The following is a 16,290-nucleotide window of genomic DNA, read 5'->3' on the forward strand; positions in this document are numbered from 1 at the left end:
GCGTTAGCCTGACCCGCATGTGTCGCGAATTACGAGTTCCGTGGGCATAGCCACATGCTCGACTACCTGGCCGTCAAGTATTTTGATCAGGTTCTGCACTAGCAAGCGTCCGCCCTCGCGTACATTCTGCCTGATGGACGTCAGCCCCGGCATGCTGAAAAGGGCAGGTGGATTGTCGTCAAATCCCACTAGGGCAACGTCATTGGGTACCTGGATACCTAATTCTGCAAAACGCTTTAGTACACCGAGCGCGATATTGTCGCTGACGCAGAACACTGCGTCGCACACCGGCCTTCCATTACTGGTTAAGGATTCCGCTTTTCTGTAGCCGTCTGATTGAGAAAAGTCTGTTGGCACCACAAGCGCATCGTCAAGAGGAAGGTCTGCTTCATCATGTGCCTTCTTGTAACCCTCCCAGCGTTGCTCCATCTCCGGATGACGAACATCACCCATAAAGGCGATATGGCGGCGACCATTCTGTACGAGGAGGCTGGTGGCGTCATAACCGCCCTTCCGGTTGTCGCTGCCCACGGTGAAGTAATTGTGGCCTGCTATCTCGGCACCCCAGACAATGAAGGGAGCTTTGGCGTCTGCCAATCGGTCGAGTCGCGGGTCGTTGCGGCCTTGGCCAATAATAATTAGGCCATCGGCGCGCTTCGATTCGAGAAAGTAAGTATTCAAATCAGCTATGTCCTGCTGATTGGTTGACAGCAGAAGATCGTATCCGTGATGTGCGGCTTCATCCGCGATACTGCCCAGAAGAACCATCATGAAGGCGTTCGACAGGTCGTGACCCCATTCTCTATCAACCAGTAGCACAACCGCCAGCGTGTGTGTTTTCTTGGTGCGGAAGTTGCGCGCTGCAGCATTGATTTCATAGTTGTTCTCGCGCGCGATGCGCTGCACCTTTGCCCGAGTGTCCTTATTGATCAGCGGACTATTCCTGAGTGCGCGCGACACGGTCGCTTCGGATACACCGGCAAGCTTGGCGATATCCGCCATCGTTAGATTTTTGTTTTTTTCCATTTAGTTTTACTACATGCGTCAACATAGCTTTGTCGAGTTATATTACAAAATTATGCAATCGATTGAAATTTTGTATTGCAAACGATTGCAAAGCAGCGTAGAAACGAATCCATTCACCGCTTTGATGTGAGTGCAGACACGTGTGTGCGACTACAGCCGCCACACAGTCGGGGTGGAAGCCGGCTTGTTGAGCATCGCTTAAAAGCATACATTTTTGTGAAGTGTGGGAGGGCCAAACACATGCGTTTTACACTGAACCACCTAAAATCCAGTACCGCCCTGGCGACATTTATCGCTTTTTCGGCAACAGCCGTTTCAGCACAAGATACCAGCGCCGATACTGAAACTGACAACATGGCATTTGAAGAGATCGTAGTTCTGGGAACACCAGGCGGCGCCGGCGTTGCTAAGCAGGATGCCAGTTTCGCCATTACGACAATGAACGAGGATGCGATCGGTCTAGCCGGCACCAAAAGTACGGCGGAGTTGTTCACGCTCGTACCCGGTGTGTGGGCTGAAAGCTCCGGCGGTGTGGCTGGTGCGAATATTGACGTGCGCGGCCTGCCAGGTGGAGGTGATGCCCCTTTTGTGACCATGTCCATCAACGGCTCGCCAATCTACGGAACAGAGTCTTTGTCTTTCTTTGAGCAGAGCTCGATTTTCCGGATCGATGAAACCATCGCCAGCGCAGAGGCACTGCGTGGTGGCCCGAACGCCGTCTTCTCGAACGGTGAGCCCGGTGTAACGCTGAACTTCAATCTGAAGAAAGGTGGCGATGAGACCGAGGGTCGCGTCAAATACACCACCTCTGACTATGACCTGCAGCGCGTTGATGCGGTAATGTCCGGCCCTCTTGGCAATGAGCTTTATTATATGGTCGGCGGTTATGTTCAGTCATCCCCGGGTGTGCGCGACGCCGAATTTAACTCTGAAAAAGGAAAGCAGGTAACCCTGCAACTGACCAAGATTCTTGAGAATGGCGAGATCAACGCCTGGACTCGGGTGACCGATGACCATGGCCAATGGTACCTACCGATGGCGCTGTTCACTGGGAATGACTTGGGCGATTTCTCGCAACTTGGGAATGCCACGCGCTTCCGCACCCTGCAGGTGAATAGTAACGGCGATACCGAAACCTTCGACTTTGCTGGTGGGCGCGGCTGGGACGGTAGCGTCTCTGGTCTGAATATTGACTTTGATCTGGGTGATGGCTTCGCCGTCCGTAACAACATGTCCTACACTAAGGGTAACGCTGATACATATGGCCTTGTGCCGGATGGTAGCCCAATCCAGGTGTCAGCTCTTGGGCTGGCCTCTGTGTCTACACTGGGCGGTGAGGCTTTGTCCGATAGCGACTATATCCAAAACTATGGCCACTGGGTTGTCCAGAAAGATCTGGAGTCCTTCACCAATGACCTTAGCCTTTCGAAAGAATTTGGCGATCATGAGGTGACCGTCGGTTATTACAAGGCTACATGGTCTTCAGACGATTTCTGGACACTCGGTAACTTTACGCCAGTTCACAACGTGGCAAATGGCGATTTTCTCGAGGACAGCATTGCTTGTGCTGATTTGCAAGCCGCTGGTTCAGGTTCAGGTTGCTGGGCATACGGCATCAGCTCTGCCGGCGACGCCTCCGCTGACGCGCTCTACTTCGCCGACAGCTGGCAAGCTACGCCTGACCTTCGCGTCGATTTCGGCCTACGCGAGGAATGGCTCGATATTGATTATGTCCTTGATAGTGGCCCAGGTTACCCTGACGGTGTGCGCGATATGTCAACCAACCTCAAGGACAATGCCTTTTCCTACACGGCTGCCGTGAACTATGACATCAATGACGATCTTGGTGTATTCGCTCGCTATTCGAAAGGCTCTCTGTTCCCCAACTTTGACGGTGTGCGGGAAAGCAGGCTCAATGTGAATGGCATCAAGCAGCTTGAAGGCGGCGTGAAATATTCGGGAGACCACTTCGGGTTGTTTGCTACTGCCTTTTACAACAAGAACGACAGCTTCTCGAGCACTGTTGGCAGTGTAGTTTCTGCTGCAGCTTTCAAAACGCGTTCGCTTGGCGTCGAGCTTGACGGACGCTATACTTACAATGCATTCGATCTCGCCTTTATCATCACGTTGCAGGATGCAGAAATTACTGACTCGACAACCACGAGTGACATTGGCAACCGCGTGCATCGGCAACCGAAATACCAGTTCCGTATCAGCCCAAGTTACGAATTCGAACTTGGTGACATGACAGCTACTCTCTATGGAGCCCTGCAAGTGGTAGGTGACCGGTACGGTGATCGCGGCAATACAGTTGAACTTGCTGGCTATGAGAAAATCGATGCTGGATTGCTCGTAAATACCCCCTCAGGTCTCTTCTTCCAGATCCATGCTGATAACTTGAATAACAGCCATGGTATCACGGAAGGTGACCCCCGTAACCCTGCTGCACCAAACGGTCGCCCCATCCTGGGCCGTTCGGTGAAATTCAGCATCGGCTACGACTTCTAAGTCCCGAGTAAAGGCCCGCCTTTCCTCCCCTTGAAGTAGGCGGGCCTCTTCCCCTCTAAACAATAGATTTCCCATCCAAGTAATTGGGGCCTAGGGCGTTTCCGGAAGCATCCGGAGGCGCCCTCTTTTTCAGAGGACGCATGCCAAGAAACTGCGGACAGTAGCGCGGGTTGAAGTTTAGCTTTGGTTGTACTCTACTTCGAAGGTGCCAGCTTTCGGCCGGGCAATTAAATTGTCAGTCTGGTCGTGTGACTTCCTTCTTCGTCCCCCTCTATAACGGCTTCTGAAACACCGACTTTTGAGGACACTACTCGCGAAATGCAGTGATATTAATAGCGAGCGCCTAGGCCAAGCTCGCTGCCTGATACTGTGTTTTAAATCGCGGAAGGTAAGTTTCCCCAAAAAAGTAGTAGGCGAGAAATAAGATTGAATAGCCCCTAGATTTCTAGACACCTTGCTTGGTAAAAATGAAGCAAGGAGTTCAAGTATGTCATCAGGTGTTCGTTATACGGAAGAGTTCAAGCGTGACGCAGTCGCGCAGGTGGTTGATCGAGGCTATTCGGTGCTTGAGGTTGCGACGCGGCTGGGGATCAGCACCAAGTCGCTTTACGATTGGAAGAAGCGCTATCACAAGCCGGAGCGACAGATCAGACAGGAGGCTGCGGAGACGGCCGAGATACGTCGCTTGAAGGCGGAACTAGCCCGGGTTACCGAGGAACGGGACATCCTAAAAAAGGCCACGGCGTACTTCGCAAGAGAAGCCAAGTAAAGTACGCCTTTATCAAAGCGCACCGGGGCCTGTTCCGGGTGTGCGTGATGTGCCGCGTGCTGCTGGTGCATCATAGCGGCTTCTATGCCTGGCTGCGGTCGCCCTTGAGTGACCGGACGAAGGATGACAGACGGCTGACCGGATTGATCAAACAGGCCTGGTTGGAAAGCGGCTGTGTCTATGGCTACCGCAAGATTCATGATGACCTGCGGTCAATCGGCGAGACCTGTTCACCGAACCGGGTATGGCGGTTGACCCGTCTGGCTGGTATCCAGGCGCAGGTTGGCTATCGTCGCCGACCCGGCAGCTATGGTGGGGCGCCCGCCATTGTGGCCCCCAATCAATTGCAGCAACAGTTTGACGTAGCACAGCCTGACAAAGCTTGGGTGACGGATATCACCTATATCAAGACCCATGAGGGCTTTCTGTATCTAGCTGTCGTGATTGATCTCTATTCCCGGCGCGTCGTCGGTTGGTCGATGCAGTCCCGCATGCATATGGATCTGGTTCTGAGCGCGCTTCTGATGGCTGTCTGGCGGCGCAAGCCAAGGTCGAAGGTCATCATCCATTCAGATCAGGGCAGCCAGTTTACCAGCCATGAGTGGCAGAAGTTCCTGCAGACCCACAATCTGGAAGCCAGCATGAGCCGGCGGGGGAACTGTCACGATAATGCTGTCGCCGAAAGCTTTTTCCAACTCCTCAAGCGAGAACGGATCAGGCGAAGGACGTATCGGGACCGCACAGAGGCTCGGCAGGACGTGTTTGACTATATCGAGTTTTTCTACAACCCAAAACGCAAGCATGGTAACAACGGGATGCTGTCACCCGTCGAGTTCGAACAGCAGCAAAATTGGAAAGCCCAAGGTGTCTAAGAAACTAGGGGCTATTCAGATAGCTGTCCTGACGCACCTGTGAGGTTAGTACATATTACTTATTTTTCTTGTAGGTTAAGACGTAGCCTTTGTCGGTTTCGATGTGCTGAATAGGGTAAAGCACTTCTATGGCTTTGATAAAGCTATCGGTATCGTCAAGTCGGAAAGAACCGTATATTGGCAGTGGTTTCAGCCTCACGTCTGAAATGGCGATCTGCTTCTGGGATTGCCTATTGATACGGTCAATTGTCGTGCTGAGAGGTTCACCATTGAGGTGTAACACTCCGCTCCGCCAGGAAGAGAAATGGTCGGGGGGACTTGTCTCTTTTTCCAGGATATAGACCCCAATTCTCTGATTCATACCCACTTCTTCTTCGACGCTAGGTCGGTGAATAGTAGGAACAGCCTTTCTAATGGCTATCTTCTCTCCAACAGTCGCATAAAGCATTGGGCTTCTTTGGTCAGTTGGGAGTTGTGCCTCGTCAGCTACACCTATTCTTACAGTTCCCTCCGTTACACTGACCGTCACGTCGTTGTTTGTGTAGTCAATGTTAAAGGCCGTTCCCACGGCTTGAACCAAAACACCACCTACTTCCACGATAAATTCGCGCTCTTTGTCTTTAGCAACCTCGAAGAAGGCTTCTCCTTCATCAAGGACAAGGTATCGTTGGTCTTTCTGATAACTAACGGTTACCAGTGAGTCGCCATTTAGGTGTACTTTAGAGCCGTCTTCCAAGGCTACATTCCGTATTTCACCGATGCCGGTTTGATAGTTTTGGCTGTCAGGTGCAAATTCCAGAAAATATCCAAACATGAACAGCGCTAATGTGGCAGCAACTAGTCCAAATGTCCTGATTGGGGAAGTAATCCACATTCGGCGAGTTGTTGTTTTCCAAAGATCAGATGGCCTATCGGGAGCGTGAATGATTTCCTCTGCAGGTCTCACATTGCCGATAGTTTCATAGAGGTTGCTTAGTTCCTCCATTTCATCAAGTTTTTCCGGGTTGTCTACCGCCCAGTCCATCAATTGACGTAGGTCATCTGCCGTAGATTCACGTGTTTCCATACGGATATATAATTCAGCCACATCCTTTGAAATATGGCTTTTTCTTCTTGTTAATCTTCGGAACACCGTTTTCCCCCCTTCAGGTCAACAGCAAGGTGACGTAGAGCATTTCTTAGATGTTTATAGACCATTCGCTCTGACATGTTCATTCTGTTGCTAATATCTTGGATCGAATGTCCCTCGTAACGCCGATAATAGAACACCTGCCTCATTTTTCTGGGCATTTTTAACAGGGAGGCTTCGAGGGATACTTTGGTTTGGTTTAAGATTGCTTGGTCTTCAGGCGAGGCATGGGGACTTTCTATCTCGTCTTCCTGAAAATCCCTCTTCTTGTCAAAGATACCCCGGATGTCTCGTCTGATGAAGTCAATGGACAAATTAGACGCCGTACGAAACAAATAGGCTCTGGGGTGGGCAATCACTTTTTCGTTCTGCTTTTTCAGGAACTTCAAATACGATTCCTGGGTAATTTCCTCGGCTACCTGTTCACATTTGACAGTTGTCATGACAAACAATTTCAGGGCCTTGTGATATCTATTATACAGTGCGATCAGATCCTCAGCGCTCTTGGCACGCTGCTGCTGTTCTTTGCTTTGGACTACAGCTTGCGGGGAAGCGTCGTTAGGCAAAGCGTCATCCTGATTTTCCAGATTTCTTTTTTTAAATGAAATAATCATTCCTAGCTCTGGCTGTTCGATCCATATTTTGTGTGCGGCATACAGACCCGCACTTCTACCCATATTTTCATATAACGATTCAGCGAAACAAACCTGAACCCAAATCCATGAAATTTTTTAGTTGGCTCAGATATCCGCTCCAAAATGAAGTGGATATCTCAAATTTGACCATTCATTTTATCGCCTAGATGAGGTGGGGAAATTAAATTTTTAGTTTGGGGTTCAGGTTTTTTGCATCCATTCGTTAACGGGTGGCAGAGCGCAAAAGTTACGAATGGAGGAAACCGTGATAAAGAATAAGTCTGCCCGTTTTAGCCTGTTGACAGCAGTCAGCATGATACCGCTACTAGCCATCCCAAATCTTGTTTCTAGTCCGGTAATGGCCGCCCAAGTTGCATCACAGGAGAAGTATCAATTTGACATTTCTGCCCAAAATTTGGGAGAGGCGCTGCAGGTGTTTACAGATGTCACTGGAATTCAGCACTTGTTTAGTGACGGCATGATCGCGAGGGAGGCGGTTGGGAGTTTGCGTGGAGCCTACACGGCGGAACAGGCACTGGACATATTGCTGGAAAAAACAGATTACGCGGCGACTTTTACAGGCGCCAAAACAGTTGTCATTAGGCGCAGAGGAGCTTCCGGCGCGGTACCCGCAGCTAAAGAGGCCCGGGCAAATCCCAGTGTGACAAGAACCGAGGCTGAGCCCGCCGTTACGGAATTTGATGAAATTGTTGTTACTGGTTCGCGTATTCGGCGCTCAGGCACCACAACGCCAACGCCTGTTACCATATTAGACTCTGAAGCTTTGGCGCTAAATGGTGATACCCGACTGGCGGACACATTGAATGAATTGCCTGCCATTCGGGCGACACAGACGACTGGCAATGTGAATACAACTGATGATGCACAAGAGGCGGGTACGAACTTTCTAAACTTACGCGGCTTAGGCATTGACCGTACCCTTGTACTTGTCAACGGGCGGCGTCATGTGGGAAGCCGACCAGGTAGTGCAGCCGTTGATACTAATACTATTCCATCTGCTCTCGTTGACCGTATCGAGGTTATCACCGGTGGTGCATCCGCGGTATATGGTGCCGACGCGGTTTCTGGTGTCGTGAACCTTATCCTGAAGGACGACTTTGAAGGTTTGGCGGTCGATGGTCGCTTTGGCGTTTCGGATAAAGGAGACGGTGAGACCTATTCTTTGTCTTTAACTGGAGGGACAAATTTTGCTGACGACCGGGGGAACATTTACGTAAATGCGACCTATGATAAGTCATCGGTAATCCGTGCCAGCAATAGAAGCTATGCGAGGGAAAATCTTCGCTTCGCGCCAAACCCAAATAATACAAGTTCATCAGACGGCATTGCGGACCAGATTCTTTTTGAAAACACTGGATTCATCGGTACGCCTGCAGGTGGGCAAGTAGTTGGACCAAACTTTGAATCATTTTCCGAGTTTGGTGGTCCATTCACCTTTGATTCAAACGGCAATATTGTTTCCCAAGACATGGGAACACTTGTCTTGTCCTATCTTTCGCAAGGTGGAGGGTTCGTTGACTTGTCGGCGTATGACCTCCTTGCTGTTCCTGTTGAAAGGATGATCCTGTCAGGTGGCTTTAAGTATGATCTTTCAGATGACATGCGGTTCTTCTTCGATGCCAAATATGCCCGCAACGAAAGTGAAACTGATGGACAACCCACTTTCGGACTTGCTGGTGACTTTACGGGAATTCCTGGATCTTTTATTCTTGCCGACAACCCGTATGTTCCAGAAGCACTAAGTGATATCCTTGCGGCTGATGGCCTAGACGGATTTTATGTAACCCGAACCAATGTTGATCATGGCGGTCGTCAATCACGGTCACAGCGCGATACAATCCAATTATATGCAGGTATTGAAGGCCGTCTGTCAGATACTCTCGACTATACTTTTCACTATCAGTATGGCCGATCTGAAAACACAACAGAATTCATCAATGAACGAATTAACAGCAGATATCTGCAGCAGATTGATGCCATTTTGGACGCTGATGGAAATATTGTTTGTCGTGACGCCTCTGGTGGTTGTGTGCCCCTGAATATATTGGGGCCAAACGCCGCAACATCGGAAGCCTTGGCCTTCAGCCATGTAGACTTCCTTACCCAAGGCGAATTAACGCAGCATGTAGTCAACTTTACTGTAACTGGTGATACTGCGGGAGCTGTGGAGCTTCCTGGAGGACCAGTCGGGTTCGCATTTGGTGCAGAATATCGTGATGAAAGTTCTTCTACGGAAGAGGGAGCCCTTCGTAACAGCGGCGACCTGTTCGGTATCTCGCCTGTGGCAGATACTGTGGGTAGTTATGATGTCTGGGAGCTATTCGCAGAGGCAAGTTTGCCAGTCTTGAGGAATGTTCCCTTCGCTCAGGAGTTTAACCTTGAGGGCGCTGTGCGTTACGCAGATTACAGCACCATCGGTAGCGCAACCACATGGAAGATCGGTGCTGATTGGACACCTGTTTCAGATGTCCGTTTCCGTGCTGTCCTTTCACAGGCTGTGCGAGCACCAAATATTGGAGAGCTGTTTGCCGCGGTTGAGCAAAGCAACGTCTTTTTGAACGATCCGTGTGATGTTGATTTTATTAACGCCGGGTCCGCAACTCGGGCTTCCAATTGTGCGGCGCTGGGTATTGCTCCTGGTTTTCAATCCAACACGGATGCTGTGACAACAGCTATCCTCTCTGGTGGAAACGAGAACTTGCAGGAAGAAACTGCGGATACTTTAACCTTGGGGGTTATTGTGACGCCGTCCTTTATTCCGGACCTCAGTCTGACGGTAGACTATTGGAATATCGATATTAAAGACGCAGTAAATGCTTTTCCTGCTCAGGTTCTTCTGAATGGTTGCGTAGATGGCGATTCAATAGACAACCCTCTTTGTGCATCTGTAAGTCGTGGTAACGATGGGAACATTCAGTCGGTATCCAGCCAACTGATCAACGTTGCTTCTTTTGAAGCCGCTGGTTTTGATTTTGAGATGCGCTACCGTTTGCATCTGGATGAAGCGTTCAAAACCGATGGTATGCTCGATTTTGCGCTAACCGCGACTTACCTCGACAAGCTGAACTTTTTTGCTCAGGAGGGCCAGTCACAGCCGGATAGAGAGGCAGGGGAGCTTGGTGATCCGAAATGGATAGCGAACCTTCGGGCCACCTACCGAAATGACCGCCTGACGGTAAGTTTGTATGAACGCTTTTTCGGGAGCCAGGTCTTTGACCTTTCTGAACCTGAAGAATTTCACGATCCAAATCGGACCGGTAGTGAATTTTACACCGACTTGCAGGTTCGGTATTCCTTTAATGACCGGACCGATTTCTATGTTGGCGTGAACAACGTGTTCGACAATGCGCCTCCGCTGTTGGCTCGTGTGCCTGAGACCCGTGCCTTTGGGGATGATGCTGTGATCTATGACCAGCAAGGGCGCTTCTTCTACTTCGGTGTGGGTATGAAGCTCTAACAGACCACTTACTACTGTGAAAGAAACCAACATTGGCGCTTATTGAAAGCGCCAATGTTCTCTTGGGTTAGAGGCTTTTATGAAGATTGATCAAACCTACCTTGTCGCGCAACTTAGAGCCATGCTGGCTATCCCTTCGCCAGTGGGGATGGTGGAAGACATGTGTGAATATATACGCCGAGAACTAGATAGTCTTGGTGTAAAATGGCAACAACAACGCCGAGGGACAATTGTAGCGACGCTTGATGGTGCGCAAACAAGCCCCGATCGTGCCATCTCCGCGCATTTGGATACCTTGGGTGCAATGGTTGTGGGCATCAAACCAAATGGTCGTTTGAAGATACGGCCTTTGGGGCACTGGTCGTCCAGATTTGCTGAAGGCGCACGTGTCACGGTCTATTCTCAAAGTGAAAAGTATCGGGGTTCTATTCTTCCGGAAAAGTCAGCAGGGCATGTATTTAATGAGGCTATTGATAAACAGCCCGTTGACTGGAATATGATTGAACTACGCGTGGATGCCGACTGTCATTCAGCTGAAGATGCCCGTGAACTAGGATTGGATGTAGGCAATATAGTTGCTCTCGACACGGATTCAGAGTTCCTACCAAACGGCTATATTTATTCGCGGTATTTGGATGACAAGGCAGGGGTTGCCTGCTTGTTGGCAGCGATGAAAGCCGTAAGAGAATTAGATCGTACGCTTGCCGTAGAATGTCATCCTATTTTTACGGTAGCAGAGGAGACAGGATGTGGGTGCTCGCACGCGCCAGATGCCGATGTTGGCGAGCTTGTGGCTGTTGATATTGGCCCTGTAGCCGTCGGACAAAACTCCAGTGAACACACCGTCAATTTGGGTGTTCTCGATACAAGTGGAATTTATGACCGTACACTACTAAACAAGCTTGAAAGTCTATGTGTCGAAAACGAAATTCCCTACAAATTTGATTCTTATCCGTTTTACAAAAGTGATACGCATTCTGCCCAAGTTGCAGGCTTAGATTTAGTGAATGGGCTTATCGCGTTCGGAACAGAATCGACCCACGGCTATGAACGTACCCACATAGATTCGCTTGTAGCTACTGCAACTTTAATTGCTCACTACATGGCGAGTGAAGCATGAGCCAGGCAGCGACACCCAGACGGGAACTGACGACGCGGGCTATTTCAACAGGCATTGTTCTGGGCGCCATTTTAACGCCCTGTAATATTTATTCCGGCCTCAAGATTGGCTGGTCTTTCAATATGTCCATCACGTCTGCTTTGCTAAGCTTTGCTTTCTGGAAATTCATGCAGTCTGCAGCATTGGCCAAGCCTTGGGGGCTTCACGAAAGCAACATCAATCAGACAACTGCTTCTTCTGCGGCTTCAATTATCTCAGGCGGTTTGGTCGCTCCTATCCCGGCACTCGCACTTGTCAGTGGAATAGAGCTGCCGTGGTACCAGCTCATCGCATGGGTGTTTTCCGTTAGCTTTCTTGGCATATGGGTGGCGTTTTTTTTGCTAAAACCTTTCTTGGTTTCCTCACCTTTGCCCTTTCCTGCGGGTGTGGCGACGGCACAGGTCATTACCGATATCTTTGCCAAGGGGAAGGAGGCCCTTAGGAGGGTTTATATGCTTGGAGGTGCCGCAGTTGTCGCCTCGTTGATAAAATCAGTGGATACATATTGGTATTCACTGCCGCGCATCTCTCTTCCTGCCAGTTTTTCTTTGAAAATTGCGGGTGCTAGCAAGAGCACTTTTGTTTCCTTAAAGAACTTAACCTTTTTCCTGGACCCTTCACCCTTGTTGGTCGGTTTCGGCGCTATCATTGGTATCAGAATAGGTATGTCGCTCTTGACAGGTGCTGTACTGGCATGGGGCATGATTGCGCCATTTGCGATCAGCCGAGGCTGGATACCTGTGGAAGCTTTTCCCACTGATTCAGTGTGGTTTGCTGGGGTGGTGGAGTGGCTCTTGTGGCCTGGTGTGGCGTTGATGGTTTTTGCTTCGATCACGTCTTTTGCTATCCTTCTTTTTAAAAAAGACGTGACAGCAGGTCAAACTGACGGTGCCAGCCTCACCCACTATAAACCCGGAAGGCTGGTTTATGTTGGCTTGGCCATTGCCAGTGTTTTGGTGGTCGGGGCGCAAATGGTCTTGTTTGATACAGCTTGGTGGTTGGCTCTAGTGGCACTCCCTATGGCTTTTGTTTTTGGTGTTGTCGCCGGGCGTGTGGTAGGTGAAACCGGTATCCCACCTATTGGCGCGATTGGGCAAATCACTCAGCTAAATATTGGTGTTCTCGCCCCAGGGCAACTGGTGCCCAACTTGACGGCGGCAAATGTTGCAGGGGGAACAGCAGGGCAATGTGCCGATTTGTTGAACGACTTTAAGACTGGTCAAATTATTGGGGCCAATCCGCTGTTTCAGATTGTTGCACAATGCTTTGGCGTGTTCACGGGTGCCATTGTTGGCTCCCTTGTATATCTAGCCCTTATACCTGATCCCACCACTATGTTGATTACGGAAGAATGGCCGGCCCCGGCCGTCTTAACCTGGAAGATTGTTGCTGAGACTTTGCAGCAGGGTATGAGTTCGATCCCTTTCCATGCGCAGGTTGCTATGGCAGTTGGGGGCATATTAGGTATCTTGCTGGCACTGACTGAAAGATTCGGGCCCCGCAAACTGGTTAAATATTTGCCAGCTGCTCCTGCTATAGGATTGGCGTTTGTAATTCCTGCGTCTATTTCGATTGCAATGAGTTTTGGCGCAGTTTTAGCGTTCTGCTTGCAAAAATATGTCCATGCTTGGAGTAGCAGATTTCTAATTGCTGCGGCGTCTGGCCTTGTTGCCGGGGAGAGTATTACAGGCGTTATATCATCAATTGTCAGCGTAGCTTTTGGTTAGGGGAACAGTGTTCTGACGACGGACAGTATGCGTAAACTAAACAGATAAAATTTGTTATATTCTTCTGCTGTGCCTGAGATTTTTGTCCGTTGTCTGCAAAGGGTCAACTCGAGGCATAGCTTTCAAGTTCGCCTGCGGCTGCTATTGCTCAAACAGCAGTCCTTGTGTTCCCAAAGCCACAACTGTTACTCTCCTTCTGAGTATTGGTCAGTCAGGCAATAAGATGAAGATAGCATTTGGCAGCGATCTGCATTTTGAGTTCGGTGGTGCTCGACCGTCATTGGAGGCTATCAGGGATGTTGACCTGTTGGTGCTTGCAGGCGATATCGCAAAAGGCCGTGGAGGGCTCCACAATGAACCTCTTTTCATTGAATATGCCAAGTCCTACGCGGATGAACTCCATATTCCCGTCGTAACTGTTCTTGGCAACCACGAGCTTTACGGTGAAGAGTATCATGCTTTTTTGAAGGCTAGCCAATCTGCGGCAGCAGAGCAAGATTTGGTGCATTTCCTAGAGAACAACGCTGTTGTGTTCGATGGCGTCAGGGTTTTGGGCTGCGCTCTGTGGACGGACTTCAAGCTTGGCGATAATGAGGCGATTGCACGTCAAGAGGCCTATAACACGGTCAATGATTACAAGCGGATTAGTATCCGCAACAAGGGCGGCGGAACGCGTTCTCTTACCCCTGCTGAAACGGCGGGGTTTAATGAGGTTAGTCGCATATTTCTTGAAAAGGAACTGGCAGTGCCTTTTCAAGGACCGACAGTTGTTGTTACGCATTTTCCACCTATCTTTATGAGTGATCCTCAATATGAAGGGGATGCTTTGTCGCCCTATTTTTGTAATGGATGGCAGGAGAAAATCGAGAGCGGCGTGTTATCCCCAGATGTTTGGATCGCCGGGCACACCCATTATTCAATGGCGGTGACGATAGGCCGAACCCGGATAGTTTCACGACAAGGTGGCTATCCTGGAGAGCTTGAACCGTTTGAATGGGGTGTCATTGAAATCTGACACAGCCGCTCGGGGATTATCGGAGACGGATTAGTGTAGGTTAAGCGGATATGGGACTTTCGTCCAGCAGGGCGTAGTACTCGCTCTTGGCCTCGGCAGATGGAATGTTGCCGATTAGTCAGCCCATTGGGTAGTCGCCAACCAGCTCAAATATTATGTCGGGCCGTTCTCTGGCCTCGTTTTGGGCAATTTGGCGCTCGATGTTTTGGTTCAATTCTTCAAGCGAATTGCCAACTTCAATCACCGTGAGATAGCCGTTTTTGAATCCCGATCCGGTATCCAAAAATCTGACATTGCCCAATTTGACTATGTTCCGGTTGGAGGTGTGTCCCGCAAGGACAAGATCAACATTGGCCACGCGACGGCAGTTTTGGTTCCTGATCCTGTTGCGCCCCCAAAGTGCTTCCATTCGCGGTTGCTTGCCGGTCATTGCGTCATGCCAATCCGCCGGCGCATCTGCATGTATGAGCCCGATGGTTGCTCCATCGGCTAGAATGAGGGTCATGCTGATGGGGAGTCGCTCGACGTAGCGATCGCAAATAGCTTGGACTTCTTCCTGTTTCGTTTGGCTGAGGAGATCAAACCAACCGCCACCATTCGCGCGCCAAAATGCCTTTTCAGATCTTGGCGCGACTGAGTTAGCCATCATCTCGTCGTGATTACCAAGGACAGCATAGCACCACGGCTCAGCGAGCAAGCCTACGCATTCATAACATTGCTTGCCACGATCTACGATGTCGCCGAGGATGAGGAGCTTATCTTGTTGGATGTTAAAATCGACGCGGTCTAATTCATGCCGCAATTCGTCATATGAGCCATGCAAATCACCCACCACAAAAGCCCGTCCAGTTTCAGTCAAATCTATAACTTTATGGCTGGAATGAATGTGGCACGGCAATTTGCCCATTATAGCTGTAGTCCTTGTTGCATATCGTGGGGCCGTTTTGAGGCTTCGCAAAGAACACCAACTAGGGTTCGCTTGTCGATATTTAGAGTTTATTGGCCTTGATGCCCACGAATAGTGGAAAGAGCCAGGTCGCTGGTCATTTCTAAATAGACTTGTTGCGCGAAAGCCATTCGAGTTTGGGCAGTCATGGTTGACCCCTTGGTCAGAGTGATGCAGGCTCGAAAGGCAGCATTTAAGCCAAGACCCGCGCGCTCGTCGTCTTCATTGACATAGTCGAATACTTCATTAATCAGCCTTTGCTCTAACTCATGCGCGGCGGCGATCTTTTCTGGTGTGTTGTCAAACATGGCTACCTCTTCACTTTTTGTGCACATGCACCGACGTGATAAATATTGTATATATATGCTAGTTTTTATCGTCAAATAGTAACTCTATATATTCTATGAATTCTATCCTAGTAGCAAATTACTAGGATGAAGAATCCAAAGATAGAAATTGGGCTGCGGATTCGCGCTCAGCGAAAAAAGCGTACCTGGTCGCAAGAAGAGTTGGCTGCCAGATCAGGGCGATCAGTATACACTCTTTCGCTCATCGAGCGCGGCGTGAACCTTCCGAATCTATTGACACTTATCGATTTGGCGCAGGCATTTGAGTGCAGTCTCGATGATCTCATATGGGACGGGACTGATGCGAGTGGTGTATCGAAATCGGCGGAGCAGAGAGCAATCGAAGCGCAGATTTTTGCGGAGATTACCTCGATGAACCTGAAGACGTTGAAAGCTGCGCAGGGTGCGATCAAAGCGATCCTTGATGCCCAAGGTTGATAGGTCGGCGTTGCGGCTTCATTTCTCGACAACAAGGAGTCCGAAGACAATGTTGATGTAGTTGCATCGTTGATTAGCTATGGTCTGGTCAGTCGCGGTAGTTGATGGTTTAGGCTGCTAAATGATTGTGCATCTCACAAATCTAAAAAAAATCCTAAAATATAGAAGTTATAATTATTTATAATGTGATTTTAATATAAATGGGTGCATAATAAATATTATTGTGCATCAAATATTGAAT

General features: G+C 49.6%; 12 protein-coding genes. 7 read left to right on the forward strand and 5 right to left on the reverse strand.

The features are described from left to right. Positions 1-3 precede the first annotated feature (3 nt). Positions 4-1,026 carry a LacI family DNA-binding transcriptional regulator gene (locus KORM41_RS18600; RefSeq protein ID WP_082720058.1) on the reverse strand — a complete coding sequence of 341 codons (1,023 nt, stop codon included), beginning with the start codon at positions 1,024-1,026 and terminating at the stop codon, positions 4-6. A gap of 240 nt (positions 1,027-1,266) precedes the next feature. Between KORM41_RS18600 and KORM41_RS18605 the strand changes: the two genes are divergently transcribed. After that, complete coding sequence (locus tag KORM41_RS18605) at positions 1,267-3,534, forward strand: TonB-dependent siderophore receptor (RefSeq protein WP_068151929.1); 2,268 nt, start codon at positions 1,267-1,269, stop codon at positions 3,532-3,534. A 487-nt stretch (positions 3,535-4,021) separates the two neighbouring features. Then, positions 4,022-5,175, forward strand: a protein-coding gene (locus tag KORM41_RS18615; RefSeq protein WP_380084332.1) for an IS3 family transposase whose coding sequence is annotated in 2 segments (ribosomal slippage) — positions 4,022-4,277 and positions 4,277-5,175 — 1,155 coding nt in all. Because the reading frame shifts where the segments join, the coding sequence is not laid out codon by codon here. Between the two features lie 55 nt (positions 5,176-5,230). On the opposite strand, the gene KORM41_RS18620 is transcribed toward KORM41_RS18615, so the two are convergent. Together KORM41_RS18620 and KORM41_RS18625 are read right to left on the reverse strand one after the other, a co-directional pair. Next, entirely contained in the window at positions 5,231-6,262 is a 1,032-nt protein-coding gene (locus tag KORM41_RS18620; protein WP_082720059.1) for a FecR family protein, read from the reverse strand. A gap of 29 nt (positions 6,263-6,291) precedes the next feature. After that, the gene (locus KORM41_RS18625; protein ID WP_197421277.1) at positions 6,292-6,918 is read right to left on the reverse strand and encodes an RNA polymerase sigma factor; all 627 of its coding nucleotides are present in this window, start codon (positions 6,916-6,918) and stop codon (positions 6,292-6,294) included. Positions 6,919-7,192: 274 nt separating this feature from the next. On the opposite strand from KORM41_RS18625, the gene KORM41_RS18630 reads away from it, so the two are divergent. The 4 genes from KORM41_RS18630 to KORM41_RS18645 all read left to right on the forward strand — a co-directional run bounded on the left by KORM41_RS18630 (position 7,193) and on the right by KORM41_RS18645 (position 14,318). Next, on the forward strand, positions 7,193-10,417 hold the full coding sequence (locus KORM41_RS18630) for a TonB-dependent receptor (RefSeq protein WP_068151949.1): 3,225 nt from the start codon (positions 7,193-7,195) through the stop codon (positions 10,415-10,417). 79 nt (positions 10,418-10,496) lie between these two features. After that, on the forward strand, positions 10,497-11,537 hold the full coding sequence (locus KORM41_RS18635) for an osmoprotectant NAGGN system M42 family peptidase (RefSeq protein WP_068151952.1): 1,041 nt from the start codon (positions 10,497-10,499) through the stop codon (positions 11,535-11,537). Next, positions 11,534-13,303 carry an OPT family oligopeptide transporter gene (locus KORM41_RS18640; RefSeq protein WP_068151955.1) on the forward strand — a complete coding sequence of 590 codons (1,770 nt, stop codon included), beginning with the start codon at positions 11,534-11,536 and terminating at the stop codon, positions 13,301-13,303. Before KORM41_RS18635 ends, KORM41_RS18640 begins: the two co-directional genes overlap by 4 nt. A 223-nt stretch (positions 13,304-13,526) precedes the next feature. Further along, a complete protein-coding gene (locus tag KORM41_RS18645) occupies positions 13,527-14,318 on the forward strand; it encodes a metallophosphoesterase (protein ID WP_068151958.1) in 792 nt (263 codons plus the stop codon). A gap of 118 nt (positions 14,319-14,436) precedes the next feature. Here KORM41_RS18645 and KORM41_RS18650 read toward each other — a convergent pair whose 3' ends face one another. After that, the gene (locus tag KORM41_RS18650; protein WP_231727332.1) at positions 14,437-15,177 is read right to left on the reverse strand and encodes a metallophosphoesterase; all 741 of its coding nucleotides are present in this window, start codon (positions 15,175-15,177) and stop codon (positions 14,437-14,439) included. 137 nt (positions 15,178-15,314) lie between these two features. Then, on the reverse strand, positions 15,315-15,572 hold the full coding sequence (locus KORM41_RS18655; RefSeq protein WP_068151963.1) for a hypothetical protein: 258 nt from the start codon (positions 15,570-15,572) through the stop codon (positions 15,315-15,317). Positions 15,573-15,698: 126 nt separating this feature from the next. On the opposite strand from KORM41_RS18655, the gene KORM41_RS18660 reads away from it, so the two are divergent. Further along, positions 15,699-16,049 (forward strand): helix-turn-helix domain-containing protein, encoded by a 351-nt coding sequence (locus KORM41_RS18660; protein WP_068151966.1) that lies wholly within the window; start codon positions 15,699-15,701, stop codon positions 16,047-16,049. Positions 16,050-16,290 lie beyond the last annotated feature (241 nt).

The organism is Kordiimonas lipolytica, from assembly GCF_001550065.1.

Excerpts from the sequence above, each read along its gene's own strand:
- KORM41_RS18635 (WP_068151952.1), top strand. The coding sequence starts at position 10,497 with ATGAAGATTGATCAAACCTACCTTGTCGCGCAACTTAGAGCCATGCTG.
- KORM41_RS18605 (WP_068151929.1), top strand. The coding sequence starts at position 1,267 with ATGCGTTTTACACTGAACCACCTAAAATCCAGTACCGCCCTGGCGACA.
- KORM41_RS18630 (WP_068151949.1), top strand. The coding sequence starts at position 7,193 with ATGGAGGAAACCGTGATAAAGAATAAGTCTGCCCGTTTTAGCCTGTTG.
- KORM41_RS18640 (WP_068151955.1), top strand. The coding sequence starts at position 11,534 with ATGAGCCAGGCAGCGACACCCAGACGGGAACTGACGACGCGGGCTATT.
- KORM41_RS18655 (WP_068151963.1), bottom strand. The coding sequence starts at position 15,572 with ATGTTTGACAACACACCAGAAAAGATCGCCGCCGCGCATGAGTTAGAG.
- KORM41_RS18600 (WP_082720058.1), bottom strand. The coding sequence starts at position 1,026 with ATGGAAAAAAACAAAAATCTAACGATGGCGGATATCGCCAAGCTTGCC.
- KORM41_RS18625 (WP_197421277.1), bottom strand. The coding sequence starts at position 6,918 with ATGATTATTTCATTTAAAAAAAGAAATCTGGAAAATCAGGATGACGCT.
- KORM41_RS18660 (WP_068151966.1), top strand. The coding sequence starts at position 15,699 with ATGAAGAATCCAAAGATAGAAATTGGGCTGCGGATTCGCGCTCAGCGA.
- KORM41_RS18645 (WP_068151958.1), top strand. The coding sequence starts at position 13,527 with ATGAAGATAGCATTTGGCAGCGATCTGCATTTTGAGTTCGGTGGTGCT.